The 16,979-nt window shown below is 68.3% G+C and carries 15 protein-coding genes; 6 read left to right on the plus strand and 9 right to left on the minus strand.

Annotation, left to right across the window (positions count from 1 at the left end; all coding sequences use genetic code 11):
* The first annotated feature begins 104 nt into the window (after positions 1–104).
* Positions 105–881 (plus strand): SDR family NAD(P)-dependent oxidoreductase, encoded by a 777-nt coding sequence (locus G6N61_RS11465; protein WP_163918638.1) that lies wholly within the window; start codon positions 105–107, stop codon positions 879–881.
* Between the two features lie 41 nt (positions 882–922).
* On the opposite strand, the gene lpqB is transcribed toward G6N61_RS11465, so the two are convergent.
* The 4 genes from lpqB to G6N61_RS11485 form a co-directional block, all read right to left on the minus strand.
* A complete protein-coding gene (gene lpqB / locus G6N61_RS11470) occupies positions 923–2,668 on the minus strand; it encodes an MtrAB system accessory lipoprotein LpqB (protein WP_163924756.1) in 1,746 nt (581 codons plus the stop codon).
* A 17-nt stretch (positions 2,669–2,685) separates the two neighbouring features.
* Positions 2,686–4,338: an MtrAB system histidine kinase MtrB gene (mtrB, locus tag G6N61_RS11475; protein ID WP_163918639.1), complete on the minus strand. Its 1,653-nt coding sequence runs from the start codon at positions 4,336–4,338 to the stop codon at positions 2,686–2,688.
* Entirely contained in the window at positions 4,335–5,021 is a 687-nt protein-coding gene (mtrA, locus tag G6N61_RS11480; protein ID WP_163918640.1) for a two-component system response regulator MtrA, read from the minus strand. Before mtrA ends, mtrB begins: the two co-directional genes overlap by 4 nt.
* A gap of 75 nt (positions 5,022–5,096) precedes the next feature.
* Positions 5,097–5,726 (minus strand): dTMP kinase, encoded by a 630-nt coding sequence (locus G6N61_RS11485; protein ID WP_163918641.1) that lies wholly within the window; start codon positions 5,724–5,726, stop codon positions 5,097–5,099.
* A gap of 140 nt (positions 5,727–5,866) precedes the next feature.
* On the opposite strand from G6N61_RS11485, the gene G6N61_RS11490 reads away from it, so the two are divergent.
* The 5 genes from G6N61_RS11490 (at position 5,867) to G6N61_RS11515 (ending at position 11,439) form a co-directional block, all read left to right on the plus strand.
* Positions 5,867–6,589, plus strand: coding sequence for a WXG100 family type VII secretion target (locus G6N61_RS11490; protein WP_163918642.1), 723 nt, complete (start codon positions 5,867–5,869; stop codon positions 6,587–6,589).
* A gap of 2 nt (positions 6,590–6,591) precedes the next feature.
* The gene (locus G6N61_RS11495) at positions 6,592–6,873 is read left to right on the plus strand and encodes a WXG100 family type VII secretion target (protein WP_179973607.1); all 282 of its coding nucleotides are present in this window, start codon (positions 6,592–6,594) and stop codon (positions 6,871–6,873) included.
* Between the two features lie 34 nt (positions 6,874–6,907).
* Positions 6,908–9,610, plus strand: coding sequence for a WXG100-like domain-containing protein (locus G6N61_RS11500; protein ID WP_163918643.1), 2,703 nt, complete (start codon positions 6,908–6,910; stop codon positions 9,608–9,610).
* Between the two features lie 405 nt (positions 9,611–10,015).
* Positions 10,016–10,834, plus strand: coding sequence for a hypothetical protein (locus G6N61_RS11510; protein WP_163918644.1), 819 nt, complete (start codon positions 10,016–10,018; stop codon positions 10,832–10,834).
* Between the two features lie 173 nt (positions 10,835–11,007).
* A complete protein-coding gene (locus G6N61_RS11515; protein ID WP_163918645.1) occupies positions 11,008–11,439 on the plus strand; it encodes a hypothetical protein in 432 nt (143 codons plus the stop codon).
* A gap of 615 nt (positions 11,440–12,054) precedes the next feature.
* Here the strand turns inward: G6N61_RS11515 and G6N61_RS11520 are convergent.
* From G6N61_RS11520 to G6N61_RS30815, 5 genes are all read right to left on the minus strand, one after another.
* Complete coding sequence (locus G6N61_RS11520) at positions 12,055–12,870, minus strand: GAF domain-containing protein (RefSeq protein ID WP_163918646.1); 816 nt, start codon at positions 12,868–12,870, stop codon at positions 12,055–12,057.
* A gap of 51 nt (positions 12,871–12,921) precedes the next feature.
* A complete protein-coding gene (locus G6N61_RS11525) occupies positions 12,922–14,100 on the minus strand; it encodes a PP2C family protein-serine/threonine phosphatase (RefSeq protein WP_235887492.1) in 1,179 nt (392 codons plus the stop codon).
* 132 nt (positions 14,101–14,232) lie between these two features.
* On the minus strand, positions 14,233–15,150 hold the full coding sequence (locus G6N61_RS11530) for an endonuclease/exonuclease/phosphatase family protein (RefSeq protein ID WP_235887493.1): 918 nt from the start codon (positions 15,148–15,150) through the stop codon (positions 14,233–14,235).
* A 21-nt stretch (positions 15,151–15,171) separates the two neighbouring features.
* Positions 15,172–15,942, minus strand: coding sequence for a TauD/TfdA dioxygenase family protein (locus tag G6N61_RS11535; RefSeq protein WP_163918648.1), 771 nt, complete (start codon positions 15,940–15,942; stop codon positions 15,172–15,174).
* On the minus strand, positions 15,924–16,979 hold the full coding sequence (locus G6N61_RS30815) for a D-alanine--D-alanine ligase family protein (protein ID WP_163918649.1): 1,056 nt from the start codon (positions 16,977–16,979) through the stop codon (positions 15,924–15,926). The genes G6N61_RS11535 and G6N61_RS30815 overlap by 19 nt, the downstream gene beginning before the upstream one ends.

Here is a 16,979-nt window from a genome sequence, read left to right on the forward strand (position 1 = left end):
CAGTCTGGGGCGGGCATCCGACACCTCTGCTCGCCAAGGCGGCCGCCCCCGGTGTCGAGTCACTTACAGTTGGCCGATCGTTAGACCGACTACGTGGAGGCACTGTGACTGAAGACGACGGCGGGCGGACGGCACTCGTCATCGGGGGCGCGTCGGGCATCGGCTGGGCCTCGGCGAAGGCCTTGGCGGCCGAGGGCTACCGGGTGCTGGTCGCCGACCTCGACGCCGACGGCGCGTCGGCGCGGGCCGCCGAACTCGGTGAGCCGCACGCGTCGGCTGCCGTGAACGTCATCGACGAGGACTCGGTCACCGCACTGTTCGAGGCGGCGGGCCCGCTCGACGTCGTGGTCACCACGGCGGGCTTCAGCAACGTCAGCCTCATCGTCGACATGCCCGTGGACCAGTTCCGCTCCGTCGTCGACGTCTGCCTGACGGGTTCGCTGATCGTCGCCAAGCACGCGGGCCGCAATCTACGCGACGGCGGTACGCTGCTGTGGATCTCGTCGCTCAACGGCCGTCAGCCAGCGGCAGGGATGAGCGCCTACTGCTCGGCCAAGGCGGGACTGTCGATGCTCACCCAGGTGGCCGCCATGGAACTGTCGGCGCGAGGGATCCGGGTCAACGCCGTCGCCCCGGGCTTCGTCCGCACCCCGCTCACCGAGGGTGCGGCGCTCGTGCCCGGCGTCGTCGAGGACTACGTCGAGAACACCGTGCTCGGCCGGGCGGGCACGCCCGAGGACATCGCCGACGCCGTGGTGTTCCTCTGCTCGGAGAAGGCCTCGTGGATCACCGGCGAGGTGCTCGACATCAACGGTGGCGCCCACATGAAGCGGTACCCCGACCTGATGGGTCACGTGAACCGGCTGATGGGCACGGCGTGACCGCCGGCCCGGCGGGCGTGCAGCGCCGGCGATCGGCGCAGTCAGCCCGGTAACACCGGCATCGCACCGGCCACCATCAGCGGCCGCACCTCGGTCCAGACCGGGTCGCCCTCCGCGGCGGCACCCGAGAGTTGCAGCACGCCACGCTGATCCGCGACGTACACCGACGACGGGTTGGCCGCCACGGTGGTCACCGGGGCCAGCAGGTTGCGGCTGGGTCCGTCGGAGTTCACCCCGTCGAGGTTGACGTAGGACACCGGGTGCTGCGCGTCGGTCCGCGTCACGACGATGTCGTCGCCGGTGCGCCACGCCAGCGACACCGCGGTGTCACCCAGACCGAAGCCCAACCGTCGCGGGTAGGTGAGTGCGTACTGCCCGCCCTGGGTCTGCACGACGCTCGCCAGGATCACCTGGCCCTCGACGACGATCGCCGCACGGGTCCCGTCGCGCGAGAGCTTCAGGTCGGTGATGGGTCCGGGAAAGCGCGTCGCGACGGCAGCCGAGTCCACGGGGATGCGGGCGGGTTGCCCCGATGCCGCCTCTTGGATGACCCGCACCACGTTGACGCCGTCCACGACCACCCAGACCGCCGAGTCCAGCGACCAGGTCGGCCGGGTCAGCATCCGTCCGTCGATGGCCTGTGCGGCGTTGCCGCCCAGCGGTCCGACCCACAGCGCCGAGGCCATGTCCGGCGCACCCGGACGCTGTGTCACGACCGCTGCCGCCTCCTGCCCGCTGCGCGACAGCGTCGCCGCGGTTTGGCCGGGCAACTGTCCGAACGATCCGGGCACCCGTGGCGCGCGCTGACCGTCGAGCGCCACCAGCGAGCCACCCACCAGCGCGTGCAGCCCGGCAGCCGCGCCGGGGTCGGCGCCTGGGTCGGTGGCCGCGACGTCGGAGGTGCTCCACCCCTCGGCGAACCGGTCGTCGAGCGCGGCGCCGTCGGCGTTGATGACGTAGGGCCCGTTGACACCGGCTCGCGACAACGTCCAGATCAACTGCGCGGCAAGCAGTGTGCGGCTGTGAGGATCGGTGGTCGAGAGGTTCTCGAGTTCGACCCGCGCCCCGCCATACCCGCGGCCGACACCGGTCTTGCCGCCGTCGGCACGCGTCACGGGACCGCGCAGCCGCAACGGCGAGCCGAGCAGGTTGCGGACCGTCTCGTCCATCTCCGGTCGCGGTCCCGACACCAGCTTCGTGACGAGTTCGGTGGCGAGCAGCTCGGGATCGGACACCGCGACGTAGCGGGGGTCGGGGACGACGGTCTGGCCGGTCGGGTCGACGAAGTACAGGGTGTTGCGCTTGTAGGTGGCCTGGAACTGCGCCCAGTCCAGGAACACCCCGTTGGGCAGCTTGTCGATGCGCCACCCGGCCGGGGTCTTCACCAATTCGATCGGGCCGGGGTCGGGCAGGGCGCCCTCCCCCGTTTCGAAGACGCCCATGTCCGAAAGTGAGCCGAGGATGTCGGCCTTCATCGTGACGGTGACGCGCTCGGGCCCGCGGGTCTCGACGAACACCACGCGGTCGATCAGCAGCGCGCTGCCCGCGTCGTCCCACGCCTGCGACGCCGACTCCGTCAGGAACTGGCGTGCGGCGAGATGGCGGTTGGCCGGGTCCGCGGTTGCCTTCAGGAACTCTCGCAGCAGCACGTCGGGATCCATGCCGGGGTTTGGCGTCGGCAGGCTCGGCGGCGCCGGGCGTTCGACGGTGCCGATCGCCTGTGGCGCAGAGGAACTCGGCACTCCGGCGCAGCCCACCACGCTGATCCCGACCACGATCGCGGCCATGGCGGCCACGGCGCGTCTCACGCCCGGTCCCCCGCCGGTTCGCGCTCTCGCGCCGGTCGGCGCGGCGGCCGGTCGGGGCCGGCTGGCTTCAGCGGCAGCGGGCTCGCCGTCACCTTGTGTCCACGCACCAGCGGCAGGGTCAGCCGGAAGCAGGCGCCCTTGCCCGGCTCCCCCCAGGCTTCGAGGCGGCCCTGGTGCAGCCGGGCGTCTTCGATGCTGATGGCCAAGCCCAGTCCGGTGCCGCCCGAGCGCCGCACGCGCGAGGGGTCCGACCGCCAGAACCGGCTGAAGACCAGCTTCTCCTCACCGGGCCGCAGCCCGACGCCGTAGTCGCGCACGGTGACGGCGACGGTGTCGTCGTCGGCCGCCATCCGGATGCGCACGGGCTTGCGCTCGGCGTGATCGATGGCGTTGGCGATGAGGTTGCGCAGGATGCGTTCGACCCGTCGGGGATCCACCTCGGCGATGACGTGCTCGCCGGGCAGATCGACGATGAGGTCGACGTCCGCGTCCTTGGCCAGGTGTCCGACGTCGTCCAGCGCGCTCTCGACGGTCGACCGCAGGTCGACCGACTCGACGGACAGCTCGGCGACGCCGGCGTCGTGCCGCGAGATCTCGAGCAGGTCGCTCAGCAGGCTCTCGAACCGGTCCAGTTCACTGACCATCAACTCGGTCGACCGACGCAGCGCGGGCTCGAGGTCGTCGCTGTGGTCGTAGATCAGGTCGGCGGCCATGCGCACCGTGGTCAGCGGCGTACGCAGTTCGTGGCTGACGTCGGAGGTGAAGCGGCGCTGCAGGTTTCCGAATTCCTCGAGCTGGGTGATTTGGCGCGACAGGCTCTCCGCCATGTCGTTGAAGGACACCGCCAGTCGGGCCATGTCGTCCTCGCCGCGGACCGGCATGCGCTCGGTCAGGTGTCCTTCGGCGAACCGCTCGGCGATCCGCGACGCCGAGCGCACCGGCAACACGATCTGCCGGGCCACCAGGAGTGCGATCGCGGCGAGCAGACCCAGCAGCACGATGCCGCCGGTAGCCATCGTCCCGCGCACCAGCGCGATGGTGGATTCCTCGTTGTTCAACGGGAAGATCAGGTACAGCTCGAGGTTCGTGACGGCCGACGACGTGGGGCTGCCGACGATCAGGGCCGGCCCGTTGAAGCCGTCGGTGCGGACCGTCGCGTACTGGTAGCTGACCTGACCGGCCTTCACGAAGTCGCGCAACGTATCTGGCACCTGGCCGACCGGGCCTGCGGCGGTCGCGGCGCGCGGCCCATCGCCCGGCACCACCAGCACGGCGTCGAACGCGCCGGCGAGGCCGGCGCCCGAGTCGGCCTTGCGGTCGATGAGCGTGTTGCGCGCGAGCTGCAGGCTGCTGTCGAGCGAGCGGGTCTCCTCGCCGCCGACGATGCCGCTGACGGTGGTGCGGGCGCGGTCGATCTCCTCGGTGGCGGCGCGCACCTTGACGTCGAGGATGCGATCGGTCACCTGGCTGGTCAGCACGAAACCCAGCACGAGGATGACGGCCAGCGACAGTCCGAGGGTCAGCGACACCACCCGCAGCTGCAGGGAACGGCGCCACGCGAAGGACAGTGCCCGGGTCAGCGCTCCAAGCCCGCGCAGCACGGGGCCTTGGCCCCAGCCGCCCCGGATGCGCTTGGAGCCGAAGATCATGGGGGTCCGGCCTTGTATCCCACTCCTCGAACGGTGAGCACCACCTGCGGGTTCTCCGGATCAGTCTCGACCTTGGCGCGCAGTCGCTGCACGTGGACGTTCACCAGCCGGGTGTCAGCGGGGTGCCGGTAGCCCCAGACCTGCTCGAGCAGCACATCTCGAGTAAACACCTGGCGCGGTTTGCGTGCCAACGCCACGAGCAGGTCGAACTCCAACGGCGTCAGCGAGATCTGCTCTCCGGCACGGGTGACCTTGTGCGCGGGCACGTCGATCTCGATGTCCGCGATCGACAGCATCTCGGCGGGACCGTCGTCGTTGCGGCGCAGACGTGCGCGCACGCGGGCGACGAGTTCCTTCTGCTTGAACGGCTTCATGACGTAGTCGTCGGCGCCGGACTCGAGGCCGAGCACTACGTCGACGGTGTCGGTCTTGGCCGTCAGCATCACGATCGGCACACCCGAGTCCGCGCGCAGGACACGGCACACGTCGATGCCGTTCATGCCGGGCAGCATGAGGTCCAGTAGCACCAGATCGGGCCGCAGTTCGCGCACGGCGGTCAGCGCCTGGCTACCGTCGCCGATCACGGCCGTGTCGAATCCTTCACCGCGCAGCACGATCGTCAGCATCTCGGCCAGCGATGGATCGTCGTCGACGACCAGAATCCTTTGCCTCATGGTGACCATGGTGTCACCGATGCGCGATAAACCCCGGTTACCACACCGGGCGTTTTGCCGTTGGGCAGGCGGCGCGCCCGGCGCTCAGGCCCGCAGCGCGGACGCCAGCTCGGCGGCCGTGGTGTCCGGGCCCGCCACGTACCAAGGGCCGCACCAGTTCTGCGCAGCCAACGCGGCGTACGCCTCGTTGGTGCGGCGCTGGAGACCGTCGTCGCGCTCGTAGGCGTCGCGAGCGCGGTCGGCGTCGGTCTCGGCGCGTCGCTCGGCGCGCCGGGCGGCCAATTCGGTCGGCACGGCCAGCAGAACCTGCCAGTCCGGCATCGGCATCGCGAACCGCTCGAACTCCAGCGCCCGCACCCAACTCACGACCTCGCCGTCGATGCCCTGGTGCAGGCGCGCGGCGCTGTATGCGGCGTTGGAGGCGACGTAGCGGTCGAGGATCACGACGTCGAAGTCGGCGCGGAGCCGCTCGACGTCGTCGCGCGCGCCTGCCCGGTCGAGCGCGAACAGCATCGCCATCGCGTACACCGAGTCCGCAAGGTCGCCGTGGCCACCGTGCAGCGCCTCGGCGGCGACGTCGGCGTGCACCGACTGGTGGTAGCGCGGGAACGCGAGGGTGGTGACGGTCTTGCCGTCCGCTTCGAACGACGCGCGCAACCCGTCGGTCAGGGTGCGCTTGCCCGCGCCGTCGACACCCTCGATCGTGATGAGCACGCTGTCACTTCTCCCGGGTCGCTGCACCGGAGCCACGGTGCGTGGACTGCCGTGCGGCGAGAGTAACTGGTGCATCCGACCCCCTCCGACCGCCGATAGGCTCTTCTCAACTGACCGTCGAGAGGCTGGAGGTCCGTCGGGTGGGGCAGTCGGTCGAAGTAGTCGTGTCGGAGTTGGACTCGGCGGCAGCGCGTCTGGACGATGCCGCGCAACGTCTACGGGACGGGCTGTCGGGCGTCGACGACGAGACCACGCAGCTGTTGGGCTCGGGATGGAAGGGCGGCGCCGCGTCGGCCTACGCACCGGCCTGGGAGAAGTGGCACGACGGGGCGAAGCAGGTCGTCGAAGGCCTGCAGCGCATGTCGGAGCTGTTGACGATCGCGGGCAAGGAGTACGCCAAGACCGACGAGTCGGCGTCGGGCGCGCTCGGCACCACCGTGCAGGGCGCAGGCGGGGCTTCGGCCGGCGGTGGTGGTGCTGGGACGTCGGGGGCTGGTGCGAGCGCTGCCGCTTCGGGTGCGGGTGACGCCGGTGCTGCTTCGGGTGCTGACGCTGCCGCTCAGACCACGTCGGGGAACGCAGGAGCGGTACCGTCGGCGTCCTCCGCCCCGGTCGGTCAGGCGGCCATGCAACCCATGACACAGGCCGGGCAGGCCGCCGCAGGCACCTCGCAGCAGATCGGCGAGGCGGTGGCGGGGTTCGTTCGACAGGCCGCCGAACTCGCGACCGCGGTGGTCGAACAGTCCGAGGCCGCGGCATCCCTGGGAGACCAGTCGGCGGGCCCGGCACCAGTCGAGTTGCCTCCGGCCGTCCCCGATGAGCCGACGCGTCCCGTGGAACAGCCGCGAAGCCGGGAGGTCTGACGATGCTGGTGGTGGATTTTGCCCAGATGCAGGCAGCCATCGATCACATGGCGAAGTTCGGGCAAGAGGTGACTGAGGTCCTCGACGACGTGGACGCGGCCATGGCCGCGTTGCGCTCGACCTGGCACGGCGAGGCCTCGGATCAGCAGGCCCAGGCGCAGCAGCAGTGGGACGAGGGCGCCGAACAGATGAAGGCGGCACTCGAACAGCTGAAGGCGATCGCCGAGGCCGCGCGGAAGAACTACTCGGACGCGGTGAACAAGAACGGCCAGATGTGGGGGTAGTCGGCGCAGGCGGTAGAGCGGCGGGGGCGCGGCCGTGCGGATAGAGGTCGATCCGCAGGTCCTGGTGGACTCCGGCGGGCGGCTGGGCTCCATCGGCTCGCAACTGGGCATGCTGTCCGACGCGCTGGGCGCGGCCTTGGGCAGTGGCATCGCCTCCGGCATGGATCCGGCCGGGCTGAACTTCGGCATGAAGTATGGGCGGCAAGCCCAGCAGTTCGCCGACGCGTTGGCGAAGGCCGTCGAAGCCCACGAGGTGGTCGGCTTCATGTTGAAGGCAACCGGCTACAACTACGAGAACGCCGACGCCGCATCGACGATCGGAGGTCCTGGGCCAACCGGTGGCGTCGGCGGTCAGCCGGGCAAGACGACGGCAGCAGACGCTCCGATGGGGCCGAACGGCGCGGTCGTACCGCCGCCGACCAAGTGGGCCATCCTCCAGCCCTTCCTCGGCCCGATGATGTCCTGGCCGTCGGGCAATCCGTCACTCCTGCGCGTCACTGCCGCGCAGTGGCGCAATCTCGCAACCGGACTGTCGGCGTTCGGCGGCGACATGACCGCGCTCGAAGGTGCAGTGGCACAACAGGTCATCCCCGAGGGCGGGAAGATCGGCCAAGCCTTGGCCGACCTCGACGAGGGCGTGACGACGCTGGCGGACATGGCCAAGACGATCGGTCAATCGGTCGACGACTTCGCCGGCGGCGTGCAGGACACCCAGGACGCCATCCGCCGCCTGATGGATCGGATCTCACTCGATGGGCTGTGGGACACGGTCACCGGGTTCCTCACCGGCGAGGGCGATGACATCCTGCGCGAGATCGCCCATGACGTCGGCGAGGTGCTGGAGAACTTCCAGAACCAGGTCAAGGGTGTCGTCGGACTGCTCGAGGAACTCACGATCGCGCTCGGCCTGGCTGCGGACGCGTTCCAACGGTGGATCCGACCCATCCTGGTGGAGACCTTCGGCGATGACGTGGGCAATGCGCTCGCCAACACGGTGACGGTCTACACCGACTTCCAGGTGGGTTTGACCACCGGCCTGATCAACACCGTGTCGGGTGTGGTGTCGATGGCCGACGTCGACACCTGGAAGGGCATGGCAGAACTCGCCCAGTCGGTGGCTCAGGATCCGTCGACGTTGCCCGGCGTGCTCGCGAACATGGGCAAGGAGTTCGTGGCGTGGGACAAGTGGTCGGGCGACCACCCCGGCAGAGCCGCCGGAGAGGCGGCGTTCAACATCGGGTCGCTGTTCGTTCCCGGCGGCGCGCTGTCGAAGACGGGCTCGGTGGCCAAGGGCCTGAGCTACACGACCCGGCTCTTCGACGAAGGGCGGCTCCCCCGGCTGTCGGACCTGCCGGGCGTTGGCAGCGGCGACCGCCTGCCCGATCTGGACGACGTACCGGGCGTTGGACGTGGTCTCCCGGAGATGCCCGAGTTCCGGCCCGGCACCGTGCCCGACTCGGTCATCGGACCGTTCGCGCCCAATGGTGCTGGCACGCCGACGAGTCCGAGTACTTCCGGTGGGCCCACCAGGTCGGGTGACCCGACCGGGACGACGCCTCCTGGCGGCAGGGGTCAAGGCACTGGCGGCGGCGATGGGCCACCCGTCGCATCGCCCAACCCGACCACCGGATCACCCAACCCGGGAACGGGCGCTGCTGCCGGCCCGGGACGCGGGGACGGCCCCGCGCCGGTCGACTCGGGCACGCCTGCTGCCAGCAGTGGCCCCTCGCCCGCCGACGCGGCCCCATCCGCCGCCTCCGGCGGGTCACCACACCCTGACCCGACGAGCGGAAATGGTTCTGGCACATCGCCGTTCGATCCCGGCACGTCAGCCGCCGCGCACGCGGGTGGGGAGCCGCCCGGCGGATCTCCGAGCGAGCACAGCGGAGGCGGCGCCAACGCACCAGACGCGAGCCACCCGCACGGCTCCGCCGAGGGCGCGGGCGGTTCGGACGAGCCGGCAGGACCTCCCCACGACGGATCCTCCGGCGGCGAGGATCATGGCGACGGCTCGCGCACCTACTCGATGATGGACGACACGTCACATCAAACCGCCTTCGCGCCCGAACAACTGGGTGACAACCATCGTGTCGCCGATGCGTTGGAGCGGCATGGTGTCAGCAGGAGTGACTTCGTGGACTTGGTCAATACGCCCACCGAACGACTGACGCCGGACCAACGAGATCTGATCAACGCCGTGCGCGATGACCTTCCTGCGCCGACCAGGGATACCGTCATGCAGAAGGTTCTGCCCCCGGGTTACTTCGACGCAGCAGGCGATTTTGTTCAAAGTCGCGCCGAGGACTACATCATGGAGAACAACCCTCGCGTTGCCCCTGACCGGGTCGGTGGGTCCGTCACGTTCGCCGACGACACGGCACACCTGTCGACACCCGAACAGATTCATGACGGTCTGCGATTGGACTACTCCGACACGCACTTCGCGCCGCACGACCCTGGAACACACCTCATCCGATTCCACGCCGACCCCGACTCCCTAGGCTTCTACGAGGTGCCGCGGAACTCCGACATGGGGGGAGACGGAAGCTACGACGGGTGGGACGATCCGTTCACCGGCAATGGTTTCACTAAATCGGGCGACGACGTCATCCCCGAGTACACAGCGAAGGACATGACCATGCGAGAAGGCGCAGAGATGTGGGAGGTACTCGACGATGGGACCCAGCGCCTAGTGGCTGTGCTCAAGGGTGGCGCGTGGATTCCGCAGGGCAACTGATGAACGAAATGCCCGTAACTGGTGCGGTGGCCGAGTACCGAGGTAGTCGATTTCCCATCGTCTTCAGTGGCGATGACTGGGTGGCCTTACGTGCGGCTCCCGGACCCGACGTGCCGGACGGATTCGAGTCAGGTGAGTCCTCGGTGGGGATGGGTCAGCGCGGCCCGTGGGTAAAGGTGCCAAGGTCGGCCATCGACGGTGTGCTTCACCTTCGCGCAAGAGCAACTCTCGAGGGGCACCAAGTCTCGCTTCAGCGGACTTTGCCGGACGGCCGCGTTCTGGTGGGGTTCGTCGGCCCACCCGCGGTGGCCAAAGAACTGGGCCTGGAGGGCGACCAGTACATGGGATGGACGGGTCTGATCGATCCTGCGGAGCTGAAGGACGTTCACGTCGAGGAGACCCGTCGTGCCTGAACCCGTCGTGCTACAGAAGCTGCTCACCGGCGCGGTAGCCGCTGCGATCGTCGAGGCTGGTTCCGACCACGTCGGTGGGTACGTGACGTTGGCATCGGAGGTGGCGAGCCTGCGGACACCCAGGCAACTCCTGGCGGCTTACGGCGTCGATGGGGCACCGGAATTCGCCGATGTCGTGCGTTTCGAACAGCCCCGTCTGGCGACGCTCGCCCGCCCTGGACCTGCCGAGCGGCCATGGCAGACGTTCCCGAGCGGCTTCTTACTGGGCGACTCGCTGGCGCGCGTGTGGGTCATGGGACGGACCCGCTACTCCTATGGCGCCGAATACTGGCGGATCCGAGCCGACGGCGAACAGAAGTGCCTGTCGAACTATGCCGGTGTTGCGCGGGGTTGGGCGGGTGCCCGGCAGTGGCGCCCCCCGAGCCCGATCGTCGGAACCATGGCGAGGTGGCGGGGTGGCGAGTTCTTCGCAGACGTCCGTGCCGATTTAGTCCTGTTGTCAGCGATCACCGGTGATGGGCCAAGCGGTTTCGAGCAAGTCCGACCTGGGGCCTGGGTTTCGACAGTCCCGGCGTCCGAATGCGAGATCTTCGAGAGGGTGTTCACAGCCGAAGTGGACGGCGTTCCCGTAAGACTGTTGCGACGCAGCGCATCACAGGCCCGAGTTCTTCTGCTGTCCGATGACCCAGCCGAGGCCGAAGGGATCGGGGCGACGCTAGTCGAGCCCGGGGTCTACGAGGCGATAGTCGAGACGAGTCGACTGGCGAACACGCAGGGCGTAGAGAATCAGTTGACCGGGGCGGCCGAGTGAAGTTCCAGGACACCTTCGTCTCGACAGTGGACCGCTACTCACTGGGTGTCGGAGTCGATTCAGGGATGTATCACGCAACAGGATCGCAGACTCCTGATGAAGCCCGGTACTGACCGTGGCCTTCCGCGGTAACCCTCCTCGATGCGCTCCGGGACCTACGGTTACGACAAGCCATGAGTGATGACTTCCCCAGCGACGTTCGGCTAGTGGTTGAGCCGATCCTGTCGGAACGAGGTTTCGTCCTCGACGAGATCCAAGATGGAACAGACGATGGCGGCCGCCTGCTGTCCGTTGTCTACTTCCGAAGCGCAGACTGCAAGATTCAGATCTATGAATCCGCGCGGGAGGGCGAGACGAACTGCATGATCGCTCCCTTGGACGCACCGAACGAATTCGGGTTGCGCAGCACTTCGAAGAAGTGGCAGTTCTTGACGCGATTCGTGAAGCGCTCAGATCTGCCGCTCGAAGGTCGCTTGAAGATGGCCAGGCAAGAGTACGAAAGCTACGACAACCCGCTCGAATGGGTCAAGGCTTGCATAGAAGCGCACTTCGACACAGCCCACGATGCGATGCTGAACATGCAGCGGCCACCTCAGTCTGCCTAATCTCGGCGATGCCGTAGCACTCAGTCGACACGCCTACCCGCAAGGCATGGGCGCCGATTGCGACGTTCGCTCGAAGACCACGGGCACACAGGCGGTCGGGGCGACCGTACTCTGCCGACACCCCCACAGGAGAAGTCCATGAAAACTCTACTGGCGTATCTATACAACGACTTCGAGTTCCTCTATACGAACCCCCAGTTCCGGCTCACCGACTCGAGAACCGACGGAAGACCCACTGGCGACGCCTCGTTGCGGTTGACAGGCCCGTAAGCCAGCTTCTGGATCAGTAACGAGCGGAGCCAGCTGTTCTGCGACGTGGCACCCACCCAGTCGGCCTCGCAGCGAAATTGGTTTCGCTTACCGATCGTCCGTCAGTACCTCGAGGGCCTAGACGAAGCGCACGCAATCTCCGGCAAGGCGTCGGCCGCATGGTTGGAGAGCAATTTGGAACGCATCGAGACGTTGTTCGCAGAAGACGCGATTGCGCGTTCGTGCTCCGAAATGTCGGCCTTGGAGAAGATCTCCGCCGAACAGCGTTTCGTCCGGCCTAGCCAGCAGCCACTGCCCGAGTCGCGTCAGGTCGAGTACGACGGTCAGCGGAAGCCTGTCCCCCGGCTATGCCGAAGCGACGTCGACCAAGCCCGTCGCCTGCGCTGCACGGTGCACGGCGGTGACCAACTTCGGCATGACGGTCAGGTCGTACCACCGCAGCCACTGTGCGCAGGCATCCGCGTGGCCGTGCAGCATGTCGACTCCGAACGGATCGATGCGGGGATGCCGCACGGCGAACAACACATCCACTGCGCCCCAATTGAACCCGGTCTCATCGCACATCGGCACCGCCAGCTGCGCCCGAATGCCCTCGTCTGCCAGCACGGCGACGTCGGCGCGAGTGTAGATCGGCGAGACGCTCACGTCGTCGATGCGGACGACCTCGCAGCGCGCGCTGGAGCGGCCCGCCGCGGAACCTGCATCGTCGACGTAACTGAACTGTCGCCGGAACCCCTCGCCCAGCCCTGAGTCGCGCTCGATGCACAGTCCGCCGTGCAAGGCATGGCGCAGGTGAACCGCCGCGGCGTTGGCCGACGTCAATTCGACGGCCTCGGCGAGTAGGTCGGCCATGACGTCGGTGCGGCTGGGGAGGCCTGCGCGACGGCCAGGCTGGAAGGGCAGCTCCGGCTCGTCCACCGATCGGATGCCGGATCGTGGCTCCGTCTCGACGACCGCGGCCGCGAGGTGCCGCAGCTTCACGTCGTGACGCTTGGCTACGTGATAGAGCGCACGAAAGGCGTTGTCGGCGTCGATGTTTCGATGATCGTTCTGCAGGCGATCGACTGCCGAGCGGACGGTCGCGTGGGTGATGAGATTGACGCGTGCGATGAACGTTTCGGTGTCGACGACGCCCTCGTCACCAGCTGCGGAACCGACCATGGGTGCATCCTCTCGTCGACGTTCGTCGCGCGTTCGTCGACGTTCGACGCGTCAGTACCCGCCCTGCGCCGCGCCGAAACCGGTGGGCCTGGCGGTGATCAGGTCGGCCGAGCGTGCAATGCGCACCACCGCAACGTCATCGGTCAAACCACCGTGCTGGCTTGCTCGTCGTTCGGCGCCGCCGATCAGCTGCTCGACGAAGTCTCCGGCCCCGAGCGCGCACAACCCCCTCGCAATCTCCAGCAGACCGTCCTCGCCCAACCGGTCGTTGCCGGATCCGCTGTGCCCCTCGAAGAGTCCGTCGGTCAACAGGATCAGACCCGCGCCGTCGGACAGCTCAAACGACTCCACTGGCCACGCCGCACCGCCCAAGCCCAGCGCTGGGCCTCGCCGCGGCTCCACCCAGTGCACGTCCGACCCTCCGTGCCACAGCATCCCGGGGTGACCGGCACACACGGCGTCCACCGATCCGTTGGGCTGGATCGACAGCGTCAGCGCCGTGGCGAAGCTGCTCGGGCCGTCCCGCTCGGCACGCAGCAGCCATTCGAGCCGGGGCATGACGTCGGCGCCCTGCACTCCGGATGCAACCAGTGTCCGCCAGGCGATCCGAAGGGCCACGCCGAGTGCTGCCGCCTCGGGACCGTGGCCGGACACGTCGCCGATCACGACGTGCGTGACGCGATCGGGCGTCTGCACCACGTCGTAGAAGTCGCCGCCGAGCAGCGTGCCCGCCCGGCTGGGCCGGTACGAGGTGACCACGTCGACACCCGGGTCGGACAGGAGCAACGGCGTCGGCTGCAACCCCCGTTCGAGCCGGGAGTTCTCGTCGGCGTTCAGCCGAATCGATTCGAGTTCCAACGCCGCGAGTTCCCCTCGCTTGCGCTCGATCGAGTACATCAGTGCGCGACGCAGCGAGTCGGCGTCTGTCCGGTGCTTGACCAGGTAGTCCTGCGCGCCCGACGCGACCGCGAGGATGCCGAAGTCGACGTCCTCGGAGGCGGTCAAGGCGATCACGGGGACCGACGGCGCCGCCGCGGTCATCCGGTCGAGCCCCGCGAGGTCACGCCCATCGGGCAGGTCCAGGTCGAGCAGCACGCAATCCGGACGCAGCCAGGTCAGGTGGCGTTCGACGCTCGCCATCGACGTCGTCCACACGACATCGGCGTCGGAGAGCGCTTCGGCGATCAATTCCCGGAGTCGGGCGACCGACTCCGCATCGTCGTCCGCCACCAGGAGGCACAAGCGATGCCATGGTGCAACGGGTCCCACACCCGTACCTCTTGTCTCCGATCGTGGACGGAGGGCGACGGTCTGCACCCAGGGACGACTTTGATCATGCCACGCCGACGAACGGGCCGAGGGTCAGTCCGACGTCGGTAAGGGGTCGGTCACTCCGGTGCGCACCAGCCGACACCGCACGCCGAAGTGGTCCGACGGGAACACCCGCGGCAGCGTCGCCGAGATTGGCGCCGTGCCCAACAATTCGATGTCCGCGGCCGCCCACCCATCGCCCTTCAGCAGCACGCGGTCGAACCGGACATGACGCTCCTTCTGCGTGCTGTCGAGGCGCATCAAGTTGATCGACGTGTCCTCGGTGTACCCCGGATCATCCGGCCGCAGGCTGGGCCAGACGTCCCGGTACCGGGGGTCGATCCCACCATCCTCGTGATCGCGCATGTTGAAGTCCCCGAGCAGCACGACGTCGCGCTCGCGTGCCGTCGCCTCGAAGATCGCGGCCAGCTGGCGCTCCCGGAGCCGGGCCGACGCCTTGCCGCTGTCGAGGTGGACGCAGCCGACGGTCACACGGGCCCCATTGACCTTCACCCCCGCGGTGAGCAGACCCCTCGCTGCCGCGGTCGGCAGCCGGCTGTAGACGGCGTCTTCGAGCGGCAGTCGCGACAAGATCATCATGCCGTAATTGCCCACGCGTCGACCCGTAACGGCAGCGCTCCGGTACTCCGCGCGAATCCACGGTCGCGCGAGCAGAACGTCCAGCGCGGGCGCCGTCACTTCCTGAAACACCATGACGTCGGGGGCATCTCGCTCGAGTTCGTCGGCGATGGCGTTGTAGCGCTGGCGGGCGTGGTACTCGTCGAACCAGACGTTGAACGTCGCCACCGTGAGCACGTCTCGCATCGTGTCGGTCGTCTCGCCCTCGGCGCCACGCCATCGGCGGGTCGCGACGTCATAGACGCGGATCGGCACGCCGACCCGACGCCGCGACAGGGCGAACCGGACGGTGCGCAGCCAGCCACCCATCGACGTCACGGCCACGATCATGCCGTCACGCCGACGTCGGCATCAAGCGACGTCCGCCACCATCCCGCGGTGCATGACGCGCCGACCCACGACGCCGGAGTGGTCGGCCTTGTGCATCACGCACCGGTTGTCCCACATGACCACGTCCCCCGCCGACCACGCGTGCCTCGTCACGTTGTCGTCCCGGGTCGAATGCTCGAACAGGTAATCCACCGTCGCGGCGGCCTCCTGCGGCCCCAACCCACTGATCGATGCACACCGCTTCGGCGTGGTCAGGAACAACGCGGTGCGACCGGTGACCGGATGCGGACGTAGCACGGGGTGGCGGGCCGACGTCTCGTCGTCCTCGCCCACCTCCACGCCGGTGACCACGTGCTCGATCACCCGGCCCTCGAGGTCGTGCTGCACGTGCTCGGGAAGCGTGTCGAAGGCCCGGTACTGGTTCGTGAACAATGTCTGCCCACCCAGATCGGGCACCTCCACCGCGCGCAATGCCGTGTAGGCAGGCGGATTTCGCACGTAGGTGGTGTCGACGTGAAAGGTCGATCGTGGCGGCGTCGTCCGTCCGACGTTGCTGATCACGTTCAGGTCGGCGAAGCCGTCGACGGGTGTCTCGCCTGCGGTGAACATCAACTCGCCGAAGCTGCGCAGGAACTCCAGGAAGCCGTCGTCGTCGACGTCTTGGCCGGGCATGATCAGCACACCGTGCTCGCCGAGCAGGACCCGCAGCCTGTTGACGGTGGTCGGATCCAGACCCTCGACGCGGATGCCCTCGACGACGGCCCCGACGGGGTTCAGTGAAGTGACGTGCACGCGGCGCTCCGTTCGCGGTCGAGTTGTTCGAGGGTGTCGGCGAAGAGCTGATCGACCGGGGTTCCGGCCGCGGCTGCCATCACCGCGATCACGCTGGTCGGGGCGAACGAGCAGTATGGTCCGGCTTCGAGGAACCACGGGTTGCCCTCGCGGTCGATGCGGAAGTCGAAGAGGCTGTAGTGCCGACATCCCAGTGCCCGGTGCGCGCGGCGTGCGGCATCCCACACCCGTTCGTTCACCGGGTCGTCCGGCGCGACGATCCACGCCCGGCTGCTCTCCTTGGCCACCAGGAACAAGTCGCCGTCCGCCGAACGCGCGAGCTTGTCGTCGCCCCCGCGGATCGGCTTGGTCGCGGTGTCCACGGCGTACTCCTCCAGCGGCAGGCACACCAGCTCGCCGTTGCGAACGATGATGCCGCAGCGCACTTCTCGCCCGAGTTCGACGTAGGATTCGACGAGTGCCCGACCGCCGTGGGCCAGTGCCGACCGTACGGCGGGCGCGTAATCGGACTCGGACCGAACGAGCGAGACGCCGACCGAGTTGTCCGCTCCCACCGGCTTGACCACTACGGGGAATGGGACCTCGCTGGGCGCGTCGTCGTGAACGACTCGGCCATCGGGGACGCGCACCCCGGCAGCGGCGACGATGGCGCGCGTCTTGGCCTTGTCCGCCGCGATCGCCATCACCTCGGCGGAGTTTCCCACGTACGGGATCTCCAGCGTCTCGAACAGCGACCGATACGCCGTCATGCCTGGCAGGCAGAACATCTGCGGGACCATCACGTCGACGTCCATGGATCCGACGTGAGCGATCGCCTCGGCCACGGACATCGGCGGCGCCGAGGCGATCGCCCGGTCCGACAGATCGACCGGGAACCGCCAGCTGCGGTCCGGCGCAACGTAGGCCACCCGTGCGTCGTATCGCTGCGGATCGGCCAGCGCGGTCAGGCAGGCGCCGGCGTAGAGGCGGGACAGTTCGGCGTGGAAGTCGTCGACGGGCGATCCGACGAGGTGTAGCACGGTGCGCGGTCCGGTCAC

Origin of the sequence: Mycolicibacterium arabiense (assembly GCF_010731815.2) — a bacterium.
Classification (GTDB): domain Bacteria; phylum Actinomycetota; class Actinomycetes; order Mycobacteriales; family Mycobacteriaceae; genus Mycobacterium; species Mycobacterium arabiense.